Consider the following 19,609-nt stretch of genomic DNA (forward strand, 5'->3'; position numbering starts at 1 on the left):
AATCTCAGGGAAAAATATCTGGGATGGAATCGGCGTTGACTGCTGCCATAACTATGGTTGCAGTTGTACGATAGATTTCCTTTGATGGTTCCGTGCATAATTGTTTATTGCTCATACACTGCTAAGGGTAATCTATAAAGTGCCTGAATAAGCAGCAAGCGGCAGCTATTCGAAGCATTCATCCGTAAAGTAACAGGTCGAAATTTTTAGCAACCTATATTAATTAATCGTAGAAAATTTAAAATGAAAAAACTTGCTATCCTTTTATTCACGCTTTCCCTCACCCCCAAGCTGCTTTCCGCTCAGCAGAATGTTAACCATGACGGAAAAATGCAATGGTGGCGCGAAGCACGCTTTGGTATGTTTATCCATTGGGGCGTATATGCTGTTCCGGCCGGTACTTATAAAGGTCAGCGCATCAACCGCATTGGCGAATGGATTATGAACCGTGGTAAAATACCGGTGGCGGATTACCAGGAATTCGCCAAACAGTTTAATCCCACAAAATATGATCCTGATGCATGGGTAAGGATGGCGAAAGATGCGGGTATGAAATACATTGTCATTACCGCCAAACACCACGACGGATTTGCCCTGTTCGATTCAAAAGCCAGTACCTGGGATATTGCAGACGCTACGCCGTATCATAAAGATCTGTTGAAGCCACTGGCTGAAGCCTGCCGTAAATATGGCGTCAAACTCGGTTTTTATTATTCGCAGGCGCAGGACTGGAACAACCCTGGCGGAGCGGCTTCCCGTAAGGTAACCACCGAAGGTTGGGCTAATCCTGATTCTGCCCGCATCGACGCTTATACCGCTGCAAACAATGGTCACTGGGATCCTGCTCAGACTACCAGAACCATGTCGCAATACATCGATGATGTGGCGGTACCGCAGGTAAAGGAACTGCTGACTAATTATGGCGATGTGGCTGTTCTCTGGTGGGATACACCCACCAACATGACCGACGAGTACGCAGAGAAGTTCAATAAACTTCTAAAGCTGCAACCTCAGATTATTACCAATGACCGCCTCAAACGGCCTAATTACCCGGGCGATTATAAAACGCCGGAACAAAGGATCCCGAGCCTGAATGAACTGGATGGAAAGGATTGGGAAACCTGTATGACGATGAATGAAACCTGGGGATATAAAAGCTATGCAAACAACTGGAAGAGTTCAGAAACCCTGGTGCGTAACCTGGTGGATATAGCTTCCAAAGGTGGCAATTATCTGTTGAATGTAGGGCCTAAAGCAGATGGTACCTTCCCACAGGAGAGCATTGATCTGCTCAAACAGGTAGGCGACTGGATGAAGGTGAACGGCGAGGCTATCTATGATACAGAAGCCAGTCCTTTTGGGTTATTTACCTGGGGACGTTGTACTAAGAAAGAAAGCGCCGGCAATACCACACTTTATTTCTCGGTATTTGAATGGCCCAAAGATGGAAAACTGGTGATACCAGGTTTAAAGAATAAAGTGACGTCAGCAAAATTACTTGCCAATAATAAAGCATTGAAAACAGGCGCCGACAGTGAAGGATTGGCGATAGAGGTGCCTGCCGGTGCATCAGACAAGATTGCTACGGTGATAAAAGTGGAAGTAAATGGAAGAGTAGCAGGCACGCTGCCCCAGCAAAAGGAAAAGATGAAGGCAGGAGCGATTGATTAAGCTATTTTATTCTGGAGGTTTAGTATAACCGGTTTATCCTGCCGGGATGTTTCCTGGTAGGATAACGGTTATGCACTCATCGTAACCAATCTTTTAATACAAGGGCCTTTTTCGTAGTACGAGATGGAGCTATCGCCCGCGCCGAATGGTCCGTGGAGGCATAATCCATTAATTGATAATAGCCAGGTGTTCAGTCTGGCATTGAGAAGTGCAGAATCAGCGGGAAACAACATTGCATATGATATTGCCTGTTGCTTAGTTGGCGTTATAGAATTCAGCTATCGCAGACCAGATGCGCGGATACTGGAAAATGTGCCTGAGGTGATGGACAGTAAACGCTGATCTGGGAATGATCAGTTAACATCGTTTAATAAACGATATTTAAATGATTTGGTTCGTTGTAAAAATTCCTGAAGATACAGCCTGATCATATACGCCAGTTTTTTATGAAACCAGTCAATTGTAGGCAAATCTCTGTTTATTGAAATATATTCCAGTGCTTTTCCTTCCAGGCTTCGTTTTAGCTTCTCTACGTATTTACGTATCCACAACTGGAAGGTATCCTCATTTTTGAGTCTATCTACATCTTTGCTTGAAGATAAGAATTCCACATATAGGGCATTGACAGAGGCAAGTGCTGTCCTGTCAAAATTAGTTAGCAGTTTTTCCTCGTTGTTATACATATACTTCGTTTTATGTTTATGAACTGATCAGTATTTCCAGACCGGGCTACAAAACGTTTTATTGATTGCGGAGTGTCGATAGATTGAAATACAATGGGTACAATATAAGCCAGGAATGTAATCGTGGTGCATGTATGGTTCATTCGAGGGTCCATAAAGGATTATCCTTATTCTCGCCATATAACATGATCTCATCACCATTCATTTCAAGGCGAAACAAACTCTCATTTGCAATTTGTTTTGCTGCCTGCAGATAGAAGATCCCATCTAACATATGAATTACAATCGGAATGTTAGCGCAGCGATCTAAAAAAAGACAGCTGTTGAGAAATCTAAATTTATGTTGTCCCGTTTTTTCATAGTAGGACCTGCTATGTAATTTATCGTATATATCACTTACTGTCATATTTTCATGTTTTAGTAATGAGAAAGGGTTATTTAACCCTTTCCCTAAAAATTTACCAACGACTATTATAGGAAGACCTGTTAGTTTTTTCCTCCCGGGGCCTGGCTTTACTAGCAGCTATTGCTTTGCCGTCAAGCGAAGAGCCGTCCATTTCCAGGATGGCTTTTTCGGCCTCTGCATCATTGGGCATGGTGACAAAACCAAACCCTCTGCTGCGATTCGTGTATTTATCAATGATGATATTTGCAGAACTTACGACTCCGAATTTGGAAAATTGTTTTTTTAAATCCTCACCTAAAACATAAGGACTCAGATTAGATACATAAATATCCATTTCTTGAAATTTTAATTTTGGAAAATTAGTTGATTGAGATAACGCAGGTGGTAAAAAAGAAAGCTGAGAAAGGAGACTTGCTTACTAAGTGCGGGTAGACTCAAACATTTGATCTTTCTAAAGGTATGGATTATTATTCTGGCTACCTAATTTAATATTCTTTGAATTATTATCGATGGCGGTGCTCGCTTTAGGAAAATTACAGCATAAATAAGCTATTGTCGCTTTGTATTCATACCTTACACAGATATGAAATATAACAGACATGAAGAAATGGTCACATTTGAGAGATGTATTACTTTTCTTAATGATATAGGTATTCAGACATTCTATCGCAGCGTAGGGCAGGATAGTTTTTTGCCTGGTTTTCTGATTGAAAATGGGACAATCTTTATTGATAAAAATATGCTGCAATATCCGGGCGATCTCCTGCATGAAGCCGGTCATATTGCAGTTGTGCCATCGGCAGATCGCCTTCATCTGACAGAAAAAGCGATCATCAAAAGAAAAGATCGGGAGGCGGAAGAAGTAATGGCTATTGCCTGGTCGTATGCAGCCTGCATGCATCTGATGATAGACCCTGTATTTGTTTTTCATGAGGATGGTTACCGGGGCGGCAGTAATGCTATAATGAATAGTTGTAGTAAGAACGAATATATAGGAATGTTTATGTTGCAGAGCATTGGTATGAGTACAGCTGAAAAACAGATAAAATCTGATGAGACGGCATATCCTCGCATGATAAAATGGCTGCGTGGATGATAGCTCACTCCGGTAATTGTGCCGAAGGTGCAGAACATACAGTCAGTATTACACTTTTACCTGGAAGAAATATAACCTGACACCAGCGAGAAGTGAAAAAGAATGTAAACGAGAGACCCGCTGTAACGGCGGGTCTCTCGTTTTTAGTGTCTGGAAGTGGACTTTCGGACCAGCTATAAAGTACTGATTTACACTTGTCCAAACTAGCTGATGAATTGACCCTGCTGGCTGTTCAGTAGGTCTGTTTCTATATATGCCGTCATTTCTGTTAATGGATTGATTAACAGTGTGTTTATTCCTGATGCGCTCCCCCCGGAAAACCAACTTGATCGAACCACTCCCCATTCTCGTCGAAAATCCCCATATACTCATCGAAGTCGTTTTCTAGTCAAAAGAATGTTTTAGAAATTCAGTTCAGATAAGGATAACTGCTTCAAATGACATGGTCATTGTCAAATTTTATTTTATGAAAATTATCGTTTTTTACCTGGTGAGTATGTTGTTTGTTATGGGAGCCAGTGCGCAGGCAGTTTCTGTTGGGGGAAAAATTACTGACGAAACGGGGCAACCTGCTTCGTTTGCCTCAGTTGCTGTATTAAAGGGCACTTTAGTCGTTGGCGAAAAAATTGCCTCTGAAGATGGAAGTTTTAAGATCATGATTGATAGTGTTGGTAGATATACAATTAAAATCCGCCATACATCATACGTAGAATTTTCACGGGAAATAGACCTGCAAGCTTCATTGGATGCGGAAGTATTTGTTTTGAAGAAAGGTGAGAAACAGTTACGCGAAGTAACAGTGACAGCTAGTAAACCTTTCGTTACCAGAAAGATAGATCGCGTTGTAATGAATGTGCAGGATAATGCCATCGCCACAGGCAAATCCTCTATCGACCTGTTCCGTTTAGCTCCGGGAGTTTTTGTAAACAACGGTAATATCTCTATCAATGGCGTATGGGGTACCCGTGTAATGGTGAATGGAAGAATGCTTAATCTGAAAGGGGATGATTTAAAGAACTATCTGGCTAATTTGAAATCAAACGATATTAAGTCCATAGAGATTATCGCTCATCCGCCGGCAGAGTATGATGCAGAAGGCAGTGGCGGTATTATTAATATCGTGCTGAAAAAGAATCTGAACAGTGGCCTGAATGGTTATATAGGCGCAGACTATTCTATTGGTATAGGAAAATACCCCGCCTATCAGCCTTATCTGAGTTTGAACTACAGAAAGAAGAAAGTAGGGTTAAGTGGAAGTTATTCTTACGGACGGGAGAAGAATTTTCAGGATATCACCCAGGACCGGACTTTCACTGATAATGGACAGTACCATGCGGTTACATCTTCAACCGGGTGGAGGAATTCGAATAATGTAAAACTGGGCGCTACTTACGATATCAGCAATAAAGAATACATTGCAATTGACTATACGGGTCAGTTTGGGTGGTATAAGGACACCAGTCGTTCACTAACCACTATAAATTATCCACTCCAACAGAATAATACCGTTTCTGAAGGGATATTCCCTTCCTTTACAAAAACAAAGTTTTCGAATGTAGGCCTGAATTACGGTATCACGACAGATTCTTTAGGTTCTAAATTCACCCTTGTTTCTGACTATACCTATAACGATAGAAGTGGGATAAGTGGAACCTATAGCAAGACACTTGATTTTAATAATGCCGTAATTGCAGATACTGTCTTCAATTTCCTGTATCCCAGTATTGCGAAGATCTTTACGGCAGATGTTAAGTATAACAAAGTGTTCAGGCACGGAAGGGCGCTGTCTTTCGGAGGAAAAGCCACCATTACCGATATTGATAATGACAATACCTATGAGAATTACAATAACGGCGAATGGGGACATATTCCGGGGCTTGGATTTAATTACAAATACAGCGAGAAGATATATGCCGGCTTTGTGAATTTTAGTGGAAATGCGGCTGGTATAGAATATAAGCTGGGGCTACGCGGTGAAAACAGCGATATTTCCGGCACCCTGGCAGGTGGTGGGCAGGATACCATTGTGAAGCGGAATTATTTTAATCTTTTCCCAACTGTCTTTTTAAAGAAAAATCTCAATAAAGATGAAAGCAATGCGCTTACACTGTCCTATAACAGGCGAATTAAGCGTCCTTCTTACTTTGAGTTGAACCCATATAAATACTTCATTGATAACTATACGATACAAACAGGTAATCCGTTTTTAAATCCACAATTCACCGATGCTGTTGAACTGGGATACATTTTTAAAAGTGAGTATTATATTGGCTTAAGTTATTCTCATACAAAAGATGTTATTAACCAGGTGATCGAAAATGATCCTGCCCTCAAGCAAATGACCATATTGCGGAAGAATACGGGCAGTAATACCGTATACACCGGCACATTCAGCATTCCTGTGAAAATTACTGACTGGTGGAATACGAGCAATAATCTATTGTTAACCTATACGGAATCTATTGCACCTGAGTTTTCCATTAAAAAAGGATCATTCGTACTGCAAACACAACAGGACATCAGCCTTCCAAATGGATTTGGTGTGAACCTGAATGGGTTTTATACACCGAGGATCGTTACCGGCAATATCGTTACAGGACGTATCGCAAGTATCGACTTCGGTATACAGAAGAGACTCCTGAACAATAAACTTACTGTAAAAGCATCTGTAAGCGATATTTTTTACACAAATAACTTTAAGGCGACGAGCTATTACAATGAATCGGTTATCAGCATAAGACAGAAAGAACAAAGCCGTGTTCTGTCAATTACATCGGTGTACAACTTCAACCTGGGGAAAGCCTTTAAATCAAAAGAGATAAAAAGTAGCAATGCTGATGAAAAGAGCAGGCTAAAATAAAATATTGGTTGCAACAATATGGGGATGCCGAAAACCATTACAAAGAGTAGGCACAACTCTCAAATTTAAAACTATGTCTACAGAAAAAAAATCAGCAATCGAGAAAGCTGCTGAATCTCTTGAAGTTGAAAAATTGACTGAGAATGAAGCCGGCAAGTTAGAAGGAGGTTTTTCAAATGCTATTTCTGAGAGTGATGAGGGTAGTGGAGGACTAAATATTTCAAAATGTTATTGCACCGGTACGCCTACTACTACCTGAGCGTAATAGGATTTAATCTGGTAAAAGATATTATATCAAATGCGACAAAAATTAGCATGCTGATGAAAAAGGCAGGCTAAAATAAAATATTGGTTGCAACAATATGGGGATGCCGAAAACCATTACCAAGAGTAGGCGCAACTTTCAAATTTAACACTATGTCTACAGAAAAAAAATCAGCTATCGAGAAAGCTGCTAAATCTCTTGAGTTTGAAAAATTGAGTGAAAATGAAGCCGGCCAATTAGCCGGAGGCTTTTCAGAAGCTATTTCTGAAAGTGACGCCGATGATGGTGGATTCGAAATTAACATTTCTAAATGCCACTGTACTTCTACGCCTGTTACAACCTGATCATCTGTTGTAATCTGGTAGAAGTATTTTATTCAAAAGCGACAAGGAAATAGCAGTGCTGACGAGAGAAGCAGGCTAAATAAAATGCTTGTTGCAACAATGGGGCTGCCGAAAACCATTATAAAGAGTAGGCTAAAAAATTAAAATCTTACAGCTATGTCCACAGAAAAAAAATCAGCTATTGAGAAAGCAGCTAAATCCCTCGATTTTGAAAAATTGAGTGAAAATGAAGCTGGTCAGCTAGCAGGCGGGTTTTCAGATGCTTTGGATGCCGAAAGCCTCAGCGCGGGTGACATTAATATCTCTAAATGTCATTGTACTACTAACCCTACCAAGCCTACTGAATAGTATATGCTGGCTTGAAGCTTTATTTCTGGAAGGCATTCCTTCAATTAATAGATGAATAGCCTGTCAGATCAAGAAAAGACAGGCTATTCATTTCTAAGATACGATCTATTCTTTGTTCGACTTCTGATAATGTTGTTTTGTTTCTTATCATACTTAAATGATGTATTATGAAAAAAAGTCAGTTTAACACCAGTCTGGTTTATGAAAACAAAAATTATATCTATAATGCATTCAGCAATAAATTCATTGCCATAGATCCGACAATTTCTGACATTTTTAACGCTATCAGAACGCCGGAGAATATAGAAGAGCTTTCCGAGTATCATCCTACTTTGTACAATTCTCTTTGTAAAAATGGATTTTTTGTCGGCGATGATGTCGATGAGATCCAGAAAGTGAAGGACCTGAGTGCCAAAGTTGATAAGAACGATACCCATTTTGAATTGATCGTTAACCCTACCATGAACTGCAATTTTAAATGCTGGTATTGTTATGAGTCGCACGTGAAGGGATCGAAGATGAATAAGGAAACAGTTAACAAAACCTGTTCTTTAATTGCGAATATAATTGAATCCAATCCCAACCTTAAATCTTTTCATATTGCATGGTTTGGTGGAGAACCGCTGATGTATTACCGGGATGTTATCGAACCTATCATGGATTTTGCAGAGGACTTTTGTGCCATCCATAACATTTATCTCTCCTGCCATATGACTACTAATGGCTTTCTGCTTACGGATGAGATTATTCAATCGCTGAAGAAATATACGATAACCGGCCTGCAGATTACGCTGGACGGAAATAAGGAAACACACAATACGGTAAGGTATGTTAGTGCCACCAGGGGGTCGTACGATACCATTATAAGTAATATTGTGAAGTTGTGTGAGAACGACTTTCACGTGGGTATAAGAGTGAACTATACTGCCACCAACATGGACGGTTTTGAAGAAGTGTTTGACGATCTGTGCGCTATTTCTAATGAAAAGAGACATTTTGCCACCATATCATTTCACAAAGTCTGGCAGGTGAGCGATGATAAAGCAATGTCTGAAAGGGTAAGAAGCCTGATCAGGCTTGTCAGAGACATCGGATTCGTGTCGTCAGAAGGGGCTGTTCCGGATAATGTAAGGCACTCCTGTTATGCGGATAAAATAAATAATGCAACGATTAATTATAATGGTGATGTGTATAAGTGCACCGCGCGAAATTTTGCACCAGATGCTAAGGAAGGAGTGCTGAAGGATGATGGAAGTATTGAATGGAATTCAAAATTCCATACCAGGATGGATATTAAGTTTAAAAATAAGCCCTGCCTGGAATGTCCTATCATGCCATTGTGTAATGGAGGTTGTTCTCAACACGCCATCGAGAATGCAGGAAAAGATTATTGTGTATACGATTTTGACGAGGAAAAGAAGAAGGAAATAGTGTTGAAGAAACTGTTGAACATAATTGATAAAAGTAATAGTAATGAATACAGCCATGTATAATATAGCCAGTGAGGACTTTTTCTCCAATATATATTCCCGGGAGGTCCTGGCAAAGGTGGCTCGTGGAGAGGAATTTGGTAAATATGATTACTATGAAACGGTTTTTCAAAATGCGCTAAACCTGGCGAAAAACAAGAAATTGGAGGAAAGTATCAGGGTTTTTGAAGAAGGTGAGAAGAAACTTGGAAATGAGAACAAAGGATCAGATCTGAACGCTGTTTTGTTTGATTCCCTATATCCGAAAAAAGCCTATCTGTACTATAAGTTAAAACGGATGTCGCTGGCCCGGCTACTTACTTACAGATCAATCATTGCGAATGAACGTTTGAAGATATCCAGGGGATTTAATTTCCTGGTATTTATTCAGATCCAGCAATATCATAACATCGCCAGAATTTTCTTTGCTGAATCGAAGCCTAAAGATGGCATTCGGTTGAGTTACCGGCTGATATGGTTCCTTTTGACCAGGGAGTCGGCGGGTGTAAAATACCTGGATAAAATAGCGCATCCTGTGCCCGAGGAAGAATCGCAATTGAGATGTGCTATGACTTACCAGGTGCTGTTCGAATTGTTAAGAGTGCTGGCAAAAATGAAGAATGATGTGGCGCTTTACCTGAAGTCTTTGATCATTTTCTTAAAAGAACTCATTCCGCGTTTCAATGACTGTAACGAAAGAGAACATACATTGAAGAATTTTCTGACGGTTTTCACAGGCATAGATCTTCAGGACAGGAGCCGCTATATAACTGCTGCCGATCATTTTTTACGAACTTCTAAGGATATGTTTCCTAACACTGAAAAAGTTATTAAGTTATTCTATTAATGGAGAGTTATTTAACACAATAAATCAGTTGAAAAATGAAGAAGCTAATAGAGTTATTTACAAAAAATACCAAGCCTGGATTGGAGAAATGCACGGCTTTCGAAATAAAAAAAGAGGAGTCGGATGCATTGTATGGCGGGTTTAAAGAATACAAACCTCCTATTTACGAACAGGAAGACGCTACTAACTGTTCCTTCAGGACTAACGATCTGCTAATCGATATTAATCAAACTAAATAACGTGTCATGTCACAGAAGAAAAAAAACAAAAAAGCCAAACCAAAAGAGAGGAAAGACAGCATCGTGGATATTGATAAGCTGAAGTCATTTGGAATCATTAAGGGTAAAGATGGTGATGATATAGAGGAGATTGATGGTGGTGATATTACGGGCGGAAAAACGGATGATGATACTACTGTAGATACGCATTGGCCTACTACAGGAAAGTAATGATGGCTGAATGCAGCAATGTTTTTAAAAATCCGATGCGATGGCTTTATTTAGTAAAAAATACAAGTTTTATAAACAGTTGGACTATATGGATTGTGGTCCAACCTGTTTGCGTATGATTGCTGCCTATTACGGGGAGGAATATTCATTGGATTACCTGAGGGCAAATTCATACATTACTAAGAATGGGGTTAGTTTATTGGGATTAAGTGAGGCTGCAGAGAAAATAGGATTCAAAACGCTGTCGGCGAAACTAAGTTATGATCAGCTTACCCAGCAAATTCCTCTTCCCTGTGTGTTGCACTGGAACCAGGAACACTATGTGGTGCTGTATGGCGTAGAGAGGAAAAATATATTTCGCCCTGTAGAGAGGATTGTGATTGCAGATCCCGGTCACAATCTGGTAAGGGTAGAAAGAGATGTGTTTGAAAAGTGCTGGGTTAGTTCGGCCGACAAAAAGGGAATAGCTTTATTGATGGAGCCTACTCCGGAGTTTTACCGGAACGCTGAGGAAGTGCCGACTGTAAAGACTGGATTCGGTTTCCTGTTGGGTTATTTAAGACCCTATAAGCGTTATTTCGTGCAGTTGATCCTGGGAATGATCCTCGCCAGCCTTATTAGTATGTGTTTCCCGTTCCTTACACAAAGTCTGGTTGATTTTGGGGTGACCCGTAAGAAGATGAACTTTATATATCTGATCCTGCTTTCCCAATTACTCCTTTTCCTTGGAGGAATAGCGGTAGATCTTATACGGAACTGGATTTTGTTACATATAAGCACGCGCATAAGCATCAGTATTATTTCGAATTTCCTGATTAAGCTGATGAAACTTCCCATTAATTTTTTCGAGTCGAAGAATGTGGGAGATATTACACAGCGTATCAACGACCATAAAAGAATTGAGGCTTTCCTGACGGGGTCAACGCTTAGTACCTTGTTCTCTATCATTAATCTCTTTGTTTTCTCTTTTGTCTTGTCCCTTTATAATACCAAATTGTTAGTGGTATTTGCTTTGGGAAGTGCGTTATCCATATTCTGGATTTCCATTTTTCTGAAGAGAAGAAAGAATATTGATTATAATCGTTTTCAAAGAGCCAGGGAGAATCAAAACAGCTTGTTTGAAATTATAACAGGTATGCAGGAGATTAAACTTTACAATAGCCAGCGGGCAAGGCGGTGGGAGTGGGAGCGCATTCAGGCTAAATTATTCAAGGTGAATATCAGAAGCCTTGCATTAGAGCAATACCAGGGGATTGGCGCTTCTTTCTTTACACAGCTTAAGAACATAGTGATCAGCTATCTGGCTGCCAGGCTGGTGATTGAGCAACAGATCACACTGGGCGTTATGCTTAGTATTTCGTACATAGTCGGTCAGATGAATAGTCCTTTAGACCAGATTATTTCATTTATTAAGAACGTGCAGGATGCAAAGATAAGTCTTGACAGGCTGAATGAGATCCACAGTAAGCCTGAAGAAGAAACAAGTGAAGACCTCATCGGGTTTAACGAAAATAAATCGCCCAGGGAACCTGAAAACGGTTCGGACGCACTGTATCTGAGTCATGAGCTTTTCACAAAGAGTATCCGGAGAAACACCGGCGATGGCATTACTATTTCTAATCTTTCTTTTAGATATGGATCGCCCAAAAGTCCGCTTGTGCTAAAGAATGTCAGTATGCATATCCCCAAAGGGAAAGTGACTGCCATAGTAGGAGCGAGCGGTAGCGGGAAAACTACATTATTAAAACTGTTATTGAAGTTTTATCCGCCTACCGAAGGACAGATCCTGGTGGATGAGGTCAACCTTCAGGATATATCTGCCCAGTTGTGGCGTAACAACGTAGGAACTGTTATGCAGGATGGATTTGTTTTTTCCGATTCTATCGCCAGAAATATTGCCGTAGACGGAGAAAGAATTCAGGAAGAGAAGCTGTATGAGGCGGTCAGGATCGCCAATATGCATGAGTTTATAGCGAAGTTGCCTTTAGGGTTCACCACGCGGATCGGCAATTCGGGATCTGGTTTAAGTGGAGGCCAAAAGCAGCGTTTGTTTATAGCTCGTGCTGTATATAAAGATGCGAAGTATTTATTCTTTGATGAGGCTACCAGTGCACTTGACGCGAACAACGAGAAAGTGATCATGGAAAACCTGAACCAGTTTTATAAGGGAAGAACGGTAGTGGTGATAGCGCATAGATTGAGCACCGTTAAAAATGCAGATCAGATTATTGTGATGAAAGATGGAGAAGTCGTAGAAGAGGGGCATCATACTGACCTGACAAGAGTCAAAGGGTATTATTTTGAATTGGTCAAAAATCAATTGGAATTGGATGTAGCATAAATATTAAAGATATGCCAGAGAATAACCAATCTTTAGAAATCAGGAGTAATGAAATGGAGGAAGTGGTGGGAAATATTCCTACATGGATCATCCGTTGGGGGATCACCGTTTTATTTGCCGTAGCTGTATTGGGTTTACTGATTGCCAACATGGTTCGTTACCCTGATATGCTTCAGGCAACAGTGCTGATGCAGAGCGAAAATCAGCCGGGGAAAGTGACCATAAGAAGGACGGACGAAAATGCCAATTTCAAATTTAACTACCTTGTGAAAAATGGAGATCAGGTCGTTCCTGGTGACACATTGTTGACCCGATATGATCCCAAGACAGCGCAGAGTTACTATACTATTACTCCTATGGAAGGTAAAATCTACATCACCAAGGGGATAGATCAGAAGAATACGTTGGATGAGATTATATGGGTAGTGCCTAAATCGTCCAGGGCCGAAATAAAGGTAAAGTATAACAGCAAGCGTGCCGGTAATGTAAAGGTAGGCCAGTCGGTTAGAATTGAACTGTCTGACTTCCCGAGTAATGAATATGGATTTTTGGAGGGAACTATTGCTTCCATTCTCCCGGTGCAAATGGATGGCGAGCATCTGGCATATGTTGAGCTGAATCAGAAAAAGATTATTACATCAGAACAGAAGGAAATACCCATATTGCCAGTGATGGAAGGGAGTGCCGAGATAGTATTAAGCGACAGGAGTATTTTTCAGAGAATTTTTGGAAGTATGTTTAATTGATCCTGGGTTCATCCTATTTTGAGGAATTATATTTTTTGCATATATTGGTTATCCGTAACCCATTTCTATCATAGACATCTGCAATCCAGTACTTAATATAATATGCGGGAAGGATCCTTTAAAGATTATGGAAAAGTTGTTGTAAGAACCCCCCTGTATTCCTATCAGCGTTTATTTGATCAGCAGTGCCGGACACACGATCTTGATAAGGTTGTTTTTACCATGCTGAAAGACCCGGTATTTGTGGAAGGCCTTTACTGGAGTTCTCCACAACTTTATGAGACAGTGCTGGAGTTTATAAATGGAAACCTGGATACTTCGAAGCAAGATAAGCTAATGCATACTTTAAAAAAGTATGCTATTCGTGCAAGTACAAGACCCACCCCTTATGGTATTTATGCAGGATGCGATTTAGCTGATATGGATGGCCGTGGAGAGCTGGTTGGTAAAACCAGCGAGCGAAAAGTGCGTATTGATATGGGACTACTGCAGCAGATCGTAAAGAAAATAGAGCAAGATCCTGACTTATGGGTTCACCTTCGCTACCAAGTAAATGACACCTTATACCATATAGCAGGTCAGTATCGTTTTTTAGAAGCCGTTATAGAGGATGGTAAATATCAGTATCAGATCAGTTCTATTGACCAGACAGATCTGCTGGAAACGCTTATAACATTGATCCGGGAAGATCGGGCTGTTACTATTGCCGAGATGTATGCTGTGCTTGGTGAGGATAACACTTATGAAGAGTTTGAAGATTTTATAGGTGAACTTATAGCAACTCAGCTACTGGTGAGTGAGTTACAGTTACGATTAACTATTCCCAATGAGGTAGAGCGCATCCGGCGCGTACTGGAAAGATTAGCGAGGCTGCCTGTTGCAGCGGCTAAACCCTTTCTTGATTTATTCGAAGGAATCCGGAAAATACTCCGCAAATTTGAAGAGCTCCCCCTTGGCGCCTTACCGATGGATGATATCAACCATTTAGAAATGATGTTAAAGGGGCTCAATATTGAACTGGGGCAACGTCATATTTTTCATGCCGACCTGAAACAACCGGCGCCTGCTTCATTTGTTTTGCCCAGGTCTGGCTTAAAGGAAATGGGGAAGGCCATTTCTCTGTTAAGCAAACTTTCTCATGCAGTGTCTCCGTTAGAAGTACAGCTGGACCGGTTTAAAAAAAAGTTTACGGAGAAATATGAAACCCAGGAGGTTTCATTGGCTGAGGTATTAGATCCTGAATTTGGCATTGGATTTCCTGCAACAGACAATATTGGGAACGTGGCGCATAACTCGCTCGCGGAAAAAATGAATTTGCCTGCAAAAAAAAGAGCAGGCAAGAGAACCAATGAATGTAATGCCTGGCTGCAGGATACGATGGAGTATTGGGATAATAGTACCTTGAGAAAGGGAATTCTGCTACAGGAAAAAGATTTTGAGAAACTGGAAGATCAGTCAGACCAGCTTGCCAGTTACTTTACCGTAATGGGCGCCTGCCTTCCATCCGGAGATATGTTGTTGCAGCATGTAGGGGGCGCACATCCCAATATATTATTAGGCAGGTTTGCACATCTGGGAGAGGACATGAGTGCTTTTTGCAGGCAGCTTTCCGCAGATGAAATGAGGGCAAACGAGCACATTGCTTTCGCGGAAATTATACATATTCCCGAAGGCAGGGTAAGTAATATAGCAAGAAGAGAACAGTTTTTTAACTATGAAATTCCATTCCTGGGCGCCAGTGCAATGGATAGTGAAGGGCAGCTGACTATTGAGGATATGATGGTTTCTATCCAAAGGGACGAGATTGTACTCCGGTCACGCAAATGGAATAAACGTGTAATTCCGAGATTATCTAATGCCCACAATTATTCAAACAGTTCCATTGCGGTATATAAATTTTTAGCATCCCTGCAGCATCAGGGGAAGTCGGGCTTTGAAATAAATTGGGGATCGCTGGCGCAGCATAAGCGTTTTTTACCGCGTATCAGTTATAAACATTTCATTTTACATCGTGCCACGTGGTATCTGCGGGAATCCGATATCGGGGATATTATGCAGGCTGATGATCAACTGGGTGCACTCCGGCTTTTTTTATCCAGGTGGGAGGTGGCAAAATTGGTATGTTTTTGCGAAGGCGATAATGAACTATTCATTGATACGGAGAATGATAGTTATTTACAGGTACTGTTAAAGGAAATGAGGGGATGCAGTACGGTAAAACTGGTGGAATGGTTGTTTGATAAAAGTGCGTCTGATCAGGACAATTGTGGGGCGCCGTTCGCGCAGCAGTTCATACTTCCCTTAGCTAAGCAGCAGCCAGTAAATATACATTCATTTGTAAGAGAGCAGGATGGCAAGACCCGACGTGTTTTCGAGCCTGGCAGCGAGTGGATATATTTTAAGATATTCTGTGGAGCCAAAGCGTCAGATAGAATTTTATTACAGGTGGTAAAGCCTGTAATCGATGCGTTGTTGAAGGAGAAGGTCATCGATCAGGCTTTTTTCATTCGTTATACCGATCCGCATTATCACATCAGGTTCCGGTTGCATCTGGTTGATGATAGGGTAGGGCAGTATGCGGCTGCCACAAAGTATATTTATGATATATTGCATCCATACCTGGAAGACAAGCTGGTATGGAAGGTGCAGCAGGACACTTATCAGCGGGAAATAGAACGATACGGGGAAGATCTTATGTTACTGACAGAAGAAGTTTTTTTTCATGATAGCCGTTTGTTTTTAACCTGTATGGAAGAAGAAGACTTTGAGGAGGATCAGCGTATCAGGTTTTTAACTTCCATAAAAAATATGCATAACTGGTTATCTTTGTATAGATTGTCCTTACCGGAAAGAATCACTTTCTGTACTGAGATGTCGGATGCTTTTTCCCGTGAGTTTGGACGTGATGTGAAACGGCAGTTAAATGCCCAGTACCCGGAATGGAAAAAGCCGATTGCCGAGTTTTTAAATGGTGAGCGGTTTAACGATGCCCTGGCTGAAAGAACCCTTGCGTTAAAGCGCATGACATTGCCTTTAGACAATATTTCAAGCTACATACACATGAGCATGAACAGGTGGTTTACTACAGAACAGCGGTTTATGGAGTATATGGCATATTCTTTTTGCGGAAAGTATTATAATCAAATTGTGCATCAGAAAAATGGAGCGTAGTAACGAGTTTTCTATATATCCGAATCAATCAGCGAAGCATTTGTTGCATATCTTGTACTGGGTCCTGATGTTATTTTTTATCATGGCTATTACATCATTCTCATTCAAGGCAAGTATTTTTACTACTGAAAGTGTACTCTTTTCCGCTAGTGTGCTGATCAATGCTATCCTGATCCATTACTTTGTATGTTATTTTGTTTTTCAGCATATAAGGCGAAAAAGATGGGTCTTCATTATACTGGATGTCCTGGCCATATACGCACTATCACTATTGATAACAACCAGTTCTTTAAACCTGTTGAGGTACCTGCATCCGGAAAATCCTGTTGTTGCCAGGTTGTATAAGAATTTTGCGGTGAACGGTTTCAGGAAGGCTTTTGAAGGGGAATTACTCCTATGGATATTTTCTTTAATAATATGGTTTAACACCTTTGGGATCATTATTAAAATTGGTAAAGATTTCCATGAAAGTTCCCTGGAAAAATTAGCCATTGCGCAGGAAAAGAACTCCATGGAAATAAGCTTCCTGCGTGCGCAGATTCAGCCGCATTTCCTTTTCAATACCCTAAACAGCATATATGGGCTAATTATCCATAATGAGGAGGCGAGCAAAGTGGTCATTCAGTTGTCCAATTTGCTGCGGTTTTCTTTGTATGATAGTGCTAAAGACCATATTACGCTAAAAGAGGAAATAGATTTTTTGAGTAATTACCTGCTTCTTGAGAAGATGCGGTATAAAGAGAGCCGGGTGCAAATTGAGTATGATTTTGAGCAGATTGAAAATAAAGAAAAAATTATTAAACCCTTAATTTTAATTAACTTTATTGAGAATGCCTTTAAACATGGCATAAATGCTACCATTAAAAGCGCATGGATAAAATTGTCTATGACAGAGAAAGACGGCATTTTGACTTTCCATTCTGCAAACAATAAACCCGTTGCAGCCACAGGCAAAAAGCATCACGAATCAACAGGAGGTCTAGGACTTAAAAATGTAAGACGCAGGCTGGAGTTGGAGTATCAAACGCGCTACAGCCTGGACATAAAAGAAACGGACGATGTTTATGAAGTGTCGCTGATACTAAAGCTGTAACCTATACCCTTACCCTTTTACAATGAAAGTTCTGATAGTTGACGATGAACCCATAGCCCAGCAAATACTGGAGAATCTGTCCAGGAAAGTAAGTTATTTAGATATAGTAGGTATTTGTGACAATGCGATAGTTGCCTTGGAAGCGATACAGGAATTGCAGCCGGACTTAATTTTTCTGGATATACAAATGCCGGAGATGACCGGACTGGAAATGTTGCGTATTCTTCGTCAGAGGAATGTTCTGGTAATATTTACAACTGCTTTCCATGAGCATGCCCTCGAAAGTTATGAATTGGATGCGGTAGATTATCTGCTTAAACCTGTTGCATTTGAGCGCTTCCTCAAAGCCGTTACTAAAGCAAATGAGCTGTTTAAATTGAAGCAGATACAGCATTCTGCCATTACTGCCCCTAAAAGTGGCGAGACAAAGAACTATGTATGGGCTAAGGAAGGCCGTAAGCGGGTACAGATCTGTTTGGACGACATTATACTTGTGCAGGCGTTAAAAGATTACATGGAACTACAGTTGCCCAATGGCAAGGTTATTTTGAACATCACGATGAACAAAATAGAAGAATTACTTCCTCCTCCCGCTTTTCTGCGTGTTAATCGTTCCTGCATTGTCCGCAAAAGCGCTATTAAGTATATTCAGGACATGCATATAGAAATCAGCCTACCTACGGTAAAACGAATTCCAATTGGCCCAACCTATTGGGAGGATGTAAAAAAACATATAGTTGAATTATTCTAATATATTGTAATGGGCTCGTATAGTCGTTTTTGTCGAATAATAGATGCGCTTGGTCGAAAGAATTATGAATCTTTTTTGTAAAAGATAAACTTAGGATTATATAATCATCTATTAATCCTAAATCCTAAATCTAAGTCTATGTCGACCAAGAAGCTCCAAATCAAAAAACGGGTGGTTTGTAAGTGTAAAGTTGATGAACAACCCGTATTCCCTAAAAAAAACCGTGAAGTTAAAATTCCCACTGAGACTACCGTTACCAATCCTACAAGTTCATTTATCTTCTGATCAGGTTAACATTTTACCTGATTTAATGATGATTTCAATGGCTACGGATAACCACAACGTTTCTTCAATATTCTTTTCCTTCCCGTAGCTTTCCTTACTAAAACGTGATGCAATTCAAGTATGGGTTGCATCACGTTTTTCGTTTAGAAAAGGCCGGCTTATGACGCCAGTTTGTTTTTGCCGCTAAATTAAAGACGGTCTAATCGCAGTGGATGGACGAATTTCGCACGAAGCTCCGTTTCACCGGATTTAATAGCCGCAATGGCATCGCTCTGGCGTTTTAATTCCTCCTGCATTAACTGATGCTGCTGAACATATTCGTCGTCATAGTCAAAATCATCCCCTTTATCGATGCTTTGGCGGGTATTGATCAACAAATCAATTGTATTGTCTGTAATTGTTGCCGTTTCCATTGCTTTACTGATTGCGCCGCTATGAAGGCTGGAAATAGCTTGCCACACGCTGATAACTGCATTTTGTGCTGCAGAAGCTAATGCTGAGCGCCATTCTGTTTCAAAGATATCACTATAGTCGTCCATATCCGGTATTTCTTCTTTGACAGCCAGCTCCAGGCGTTCGGTGTCAGTGATGTTTCCGGTATTGGAAACGGACCATGCCTCGTCAAGGCTCTTGTCTATCTGCGCCGCGTTTCCACGATATTCTTTGCGGTAAACATCTCTGAAAGTAATCCACAATGTCTCCGCATTTGTCAATGCGAGCCTGGATATGTCCTTTTCGTCGAGTGCTGATAAGGCTTCTTCTAAATTTTCCAGCATGGTAGTAT

The 19,609-nt window shown here is 40.7% G+C and carries 19 protein-coding genes; 16 read left to right on the forward strand and 3 right to left on the reverse strand.

All coding sequences use genetic code 11. From position 1 onward, the window contains the following. The first annotated feature begins 243 nt into the window (after positions 1 to 243). Entirely contained in the window at positions 244 to 1,671 is a 1,428-nt protein-coding gene (locus L3C95_RS08600; protein ID WP_236386731.1) for an alpha-L-fucosidase, read from the forward strand. Positions 1,672 to 1,794: 123 nt separating this feature from the next. Next, the gene (locus tag L3C95_RS08605; protein WP_236386734.1) at positions 1,795 to 2,013 is read left to right on the forward strand and encodes a hypothetical protein; all 219 of its coding nucleotides are present in this window, start codon (positions 1,795 to 1,797) and stop codon (positions 2,011 to 2,013) included. A gap of 11 nt (positions 2,014 to 2,024) precedes the next feature. Here the strand turns inward: L3C95_RS08605 and L3C95_RS08610 are convergent, their stop codons facing one another. Beyond that, positions 2,025 to 2,354 (reverse strand): hypothetical protein, encoded by a 330-nt coding sequence (locus tag L3C95_RS08610; RefSeq protein ID WP_236386737.1) that lies wholly within the window; start codon positions 2,352 to 2,354, stop codon positions 2,025 to 2,027. A gap of 458 nt (positions 2,355 to 2,812) precedes the next feature. Further along, the gene (locus L3C95_RS08615; RefSeq protein ID WP_236386739.1) at positions 2,813 to 3,094 is read right to left on the reverse strand and encodes an RNA recognition motif domain-containing protein; all 282 of its coding nucleotides are present in this window, start codon (positions 3,092 to 3,094) and stop codon (positions 2,813 to 2,815) included. 249 nt (positions 3,095 to 3,343) lie between these two features. Here L3C95_RS08615 and L3C95_RS08620 point away from each other — a divergent pair, with 249 nt between their 5' ends. The 14 genes from L3C95_RS08620 to L3C95_RS08685 all read left to right on the forward strand — a co-directional run bounded on the left by L3C95_RS08620 (position 3,344) and on the right by L3C95_RS08685 (position 18,540). Next, a complete protein-coding gene (locus L3C95_RS08620; protein WP_236386741.1) occupies positions 3,344 to 3,856 on the forward strand; it encodes a hypothetical protein in 513 nt (170 codons plus the stop codon). 466 nt (positions 3,857 to 4,322) lie between these two features. Next, entirely contained in the window at positions 4,323 to 6,716 is a 2,394-nt protein-coding gene (locus L3C95_RS08625) for an outer membrane beta-barrel family protein (protein WP_236386744.1), read from the forward strand. A 73-nt stretch (positions 6,717 to 6,789) separates the two neighbouring features. Continuing rightward, positions 6,790 to 6,975 carry a hypothetical protein gene (locus tag L3C95_RS08630; RefSeq protein ID WP_236386748.1) on the forward strand — a complete coding sequence of 62 codons (186 nt, stop codon included), beginning with the start codon at positions 6,790 to 6,792 and terminating at the stop codon, positions 6,973 to 6,975. Positions 6,976 to 7,133: 158 nt separating this feature from the next. Beyond that, positions 7,134 to 7,325 (forward strand): hypothetical protein, encoded by a 192-nt coding sequence (locus L3C95_RS08635; protein WP_236386752.1) that lies wholly within the window; start codon positions 7,134 to 7,136, stop codon positions 7,323 to 7,325. A 156-nt stretch (positions 7,326 to 7,481) separates the two neighbouring features. Then, positions 7,482 to 7,673, forward strand: coding sequence for a hypothetical protein (locus tag L3C95_RS08640; RefSeq protein ID WP_236386753.1), 192 nt, complete (start codon positions 7,482 to 7,484; stop codon positions 7,671 to 7,673). A 167-nt stretch (positions 7,674 to 7,840) separates the two neighbouring features. Beyond that, positions 7,841 to 9,166, forward strand: coding sequence for a radical SAM/SPASM domain-containing protein (locus L3C95_RS08645; protein WP_236386755.1), 1,326 nt, complete (start codon positions 7,841 to 7,843; stop codon positions 9,164 to 9,166). After that, positions 9,147 to 9,989 (forward strand): hypothetical protein, encoded by an 843-nt coding sequence (locus L3C95_RS08650; RefSeq protein WP_236386758.1) that lies wholly within the window; start codon positions 9,147 to 9,149, stop codon positions 9,987 to 9,989. The genes L3C95_RS08645 and L3C95_RS08650 overlap by 20 nt, the downstream gene beginning before the upstream one ends. Positions 9,990 to 10,024: 35 nt before the next feature. Further along, complete coding sequence (locus L3C95_RS08655) at positions 10,025 to 10,228, forward strand: hypothetical protein (protein WP_236386761.1); 204 nt, start codon at positions 10,025 to 10,027, stop codon at positions 10,226 to 10,228. Positions 10,229 to 10,234: 6 nt separating this feature from the next. Continuing rightward, complete coding sequence (locus L3C95_RS08660) at positions 10,235 to 10,438, forward strand: hypothetical protein (protein ID WP_236386763.1); 204 nt, start codon at positions 10,235 to 10,237, stop codon at positions 10,436 to 10,438. 40 nt (positions 10,439 to 10,478) lie between these two features. Further along, positions 10,479 to 12,779, forward strand: a complete 2,301-nt coding sequence (locus L3C95_RS08665) for a peptidase domain-containing ABC transporter (RefSeq protein ID WP_262915850.1) — start codon at positions 10,479 to 10,481, stop codon at positions 12,777 to 12,779. Between the two features lie 11 nt (positions 12,780 to 12,790). Then, a complete protein-coding gene (locus tag L3C95_RS08670) occupies positions 12,791 to 13,525 on the forward strand; it encodes an HlyD family efflux transporter periplasmic adaptor subunit (protein WP_236386767.1) in 735 nt (244 codons plus the stop codon). 102 nt (positions 13,526 to 13,627) lie between these two features. Further along, positions 13,628 to 16,696 (forward strand): lantibiotic dehydratase, encoded by a 3,069-nt coding sequence (locus L3C95_RS08675; protein ID WP_236386769.1) that lies wholly within the window; start codon positions 13,628 to 13,630, stop codon positions 16,694 to 16,696. Between the two features lie 298 nt (positions 16,697 to 16,994). After that, positions 16,995 to 17,789 (forward strand): sensor histidine kinase, encoded by a 795-nt coding sequence (locus L3C95_RS08680; RefSeq protein WP_236386772.1) that lies wholly within the window; start codon positions 16,995 to 16,997, stop codon positions 17,787 to 17,789. Between the two features lie 22 nt (positions 17,790 to 17,811). Further along, entirely contained in the window at positions 17,812 to 18,540 is a 729-nt protein-coding gene (locus tag L3C95_RS08685; RefSeq protein WP_236386774.1) for a LytR/AlgR family response regulator transcription factor, read from the forward strand. A gap of 473 nt (positions 18,541 to 19,013) precedes the next feature. On the opposite strand, the gene L3C95_RS08690 is transcribed toward L3C95_RS08685, so the two are convergent. Further along, the gene (locus tag L3C95_RS08690) at positions 19,014 to 19,601 is read right to left on the reverse strand and encodes a DUF416 family protein (RefSeq protein ID WP_236386778.1); all 588 of its coding nucleotides are present in this window, start codon (positions 19,599 to 19,601) and stop codon (positions 19,014 to 19,016) included. Positions 19,602 to 19,609: the final 8 nt, after the last annotated feature.

The sequence above is a fragment of the Chitinophaga filiformis genome (assembly GCF_021646545.1).
In the GTDB taxonomy this organism is placed as follows: domain Bacteria; phylum Bacteroidota; class Bacteroidia; order Chitinophagales; family Chitinophagaceae; genus Chitinophaga; species Chitinophaga filiformis_A.

Coding starts and splice junctions, on each gene's coding strand:
- L3C95_RS08600 (WP_236386731.1), top strand. CDS start 244: ATGAAAAAACTTGCTATCCTTTTATTCACGCTTTCCCTCACCCCCAAG.
- L3C95_RS08605 (WP_236386734.1), top strand. CDS start 1,795: ATGGAGCTATCGCCCGCGCCGAATGGTCCGTGGAGGCATAATCCATTA.
- L3C95_RS08610 (WP_236386737.1), bottom strand. CDS start 2,354: ATGTATAACAACGAGGAAAAACTGCTAACTAATTTTGACAGGACAGCA.
- L3C95_RS08615 (WP_236386739.1), bottom strand. CDS start 3,094: ATGGATATTTATGTATCTAATCTGAGTCCTTATGTTTTAGGTGAGGAT.
- L3C95_RS08620 (WP_236386741.1), top strand. CDS start 3,344: ATGAAATATAACAGACATGAAGAAATGGTCACATTTGAGAGATGTATT.
- L3C95_RS08625 (WP_236386744.1), top strand. CDS start 4,323: ATGAAAATTATCGTTTTTTACCTGGTGAGTATGTTGTTTGTTATGGGA.
- L3C95_RS08630 (WP_236386748.1), top strand. CDS start 6,790: ATGTCTACAGAAAAAAAATCAGCAATCGAGAAAGCTGCTGAATCTCTT.
- L3C95_RS08635 (WP_236386752.1), top strand. CDS start 7,134: ATGTCTACAGAAAAAAAATCAGCTATCGAGAAAGCTGCTAAATCTCTT.
- L3C95_RS08640 (WP_236386753.1), top strand. CDS start 7,482: ATGTCCACAGAAAAAAAATCAGCTATTGAGAAAGCAGCTAAATCCCTC.
- L3C95_RS08645 (WP_236386755.1), top strand. CDS start 7,841: ATGAAAAAAAGTCAGTTTAACACCAGTCTGGTTTATGAAAACAAAAAT.
- L3C95_RS08650 (WP_236386758.1), top strand. CDS start 9,147: ATGAATACAGCCATGTATAATATAGCCAGTGAGGACTTTTTCTCCAAT.
- L3C95_RS08655 (WP_236386761.1), top strand. CDS start 10,025: ATGAAGAAGCTAATAGAGTTATTTACAAAAAATACCAAGCCTGGATTG.
- L3C95_RS08660 (WP_236386763.1), top strand. CDS start 10,235: ATGTCACAGAAGAAAAAAAACAAAAAAGCCAAACCAAAAGAGAGGAAA.
- L3C95_RS08665 (WP_262915850.1), top strand. CDS start 10,479: ATGGCTTTATTTAGTAAAAAATACAAGTTTTATAAACAGTTGGACTAT.
- L3C95_RS08670 (WP_236386767.1), top strand. CDS start 12,791: ATGCCAGAGAATAACCAATCTTTAGAAATCAGGAGTAATGAAATGGAG.
- L3C95_RS08675 (WP_236386769.1), top strand. CDS start 13,628: ATGCGGGAAGGATCCTTTAAAGATTATGGAAAAGTTGTTGTAAGAACC.
- L3C95_RS08685 (WP_236386774.1), top strand. CDS start 17,812: ATGAAAGTTCTGATAGTTGACGATGAACCCATAGCCCAGCAAATACTG.
- L3C95_RS08690 (WP_236386778.1), bottom strand. CDS start 19,601: ATGCTGGAAAATTTAGAAGAAGCCTTATCAGCACTCGACGAAAAGGAC.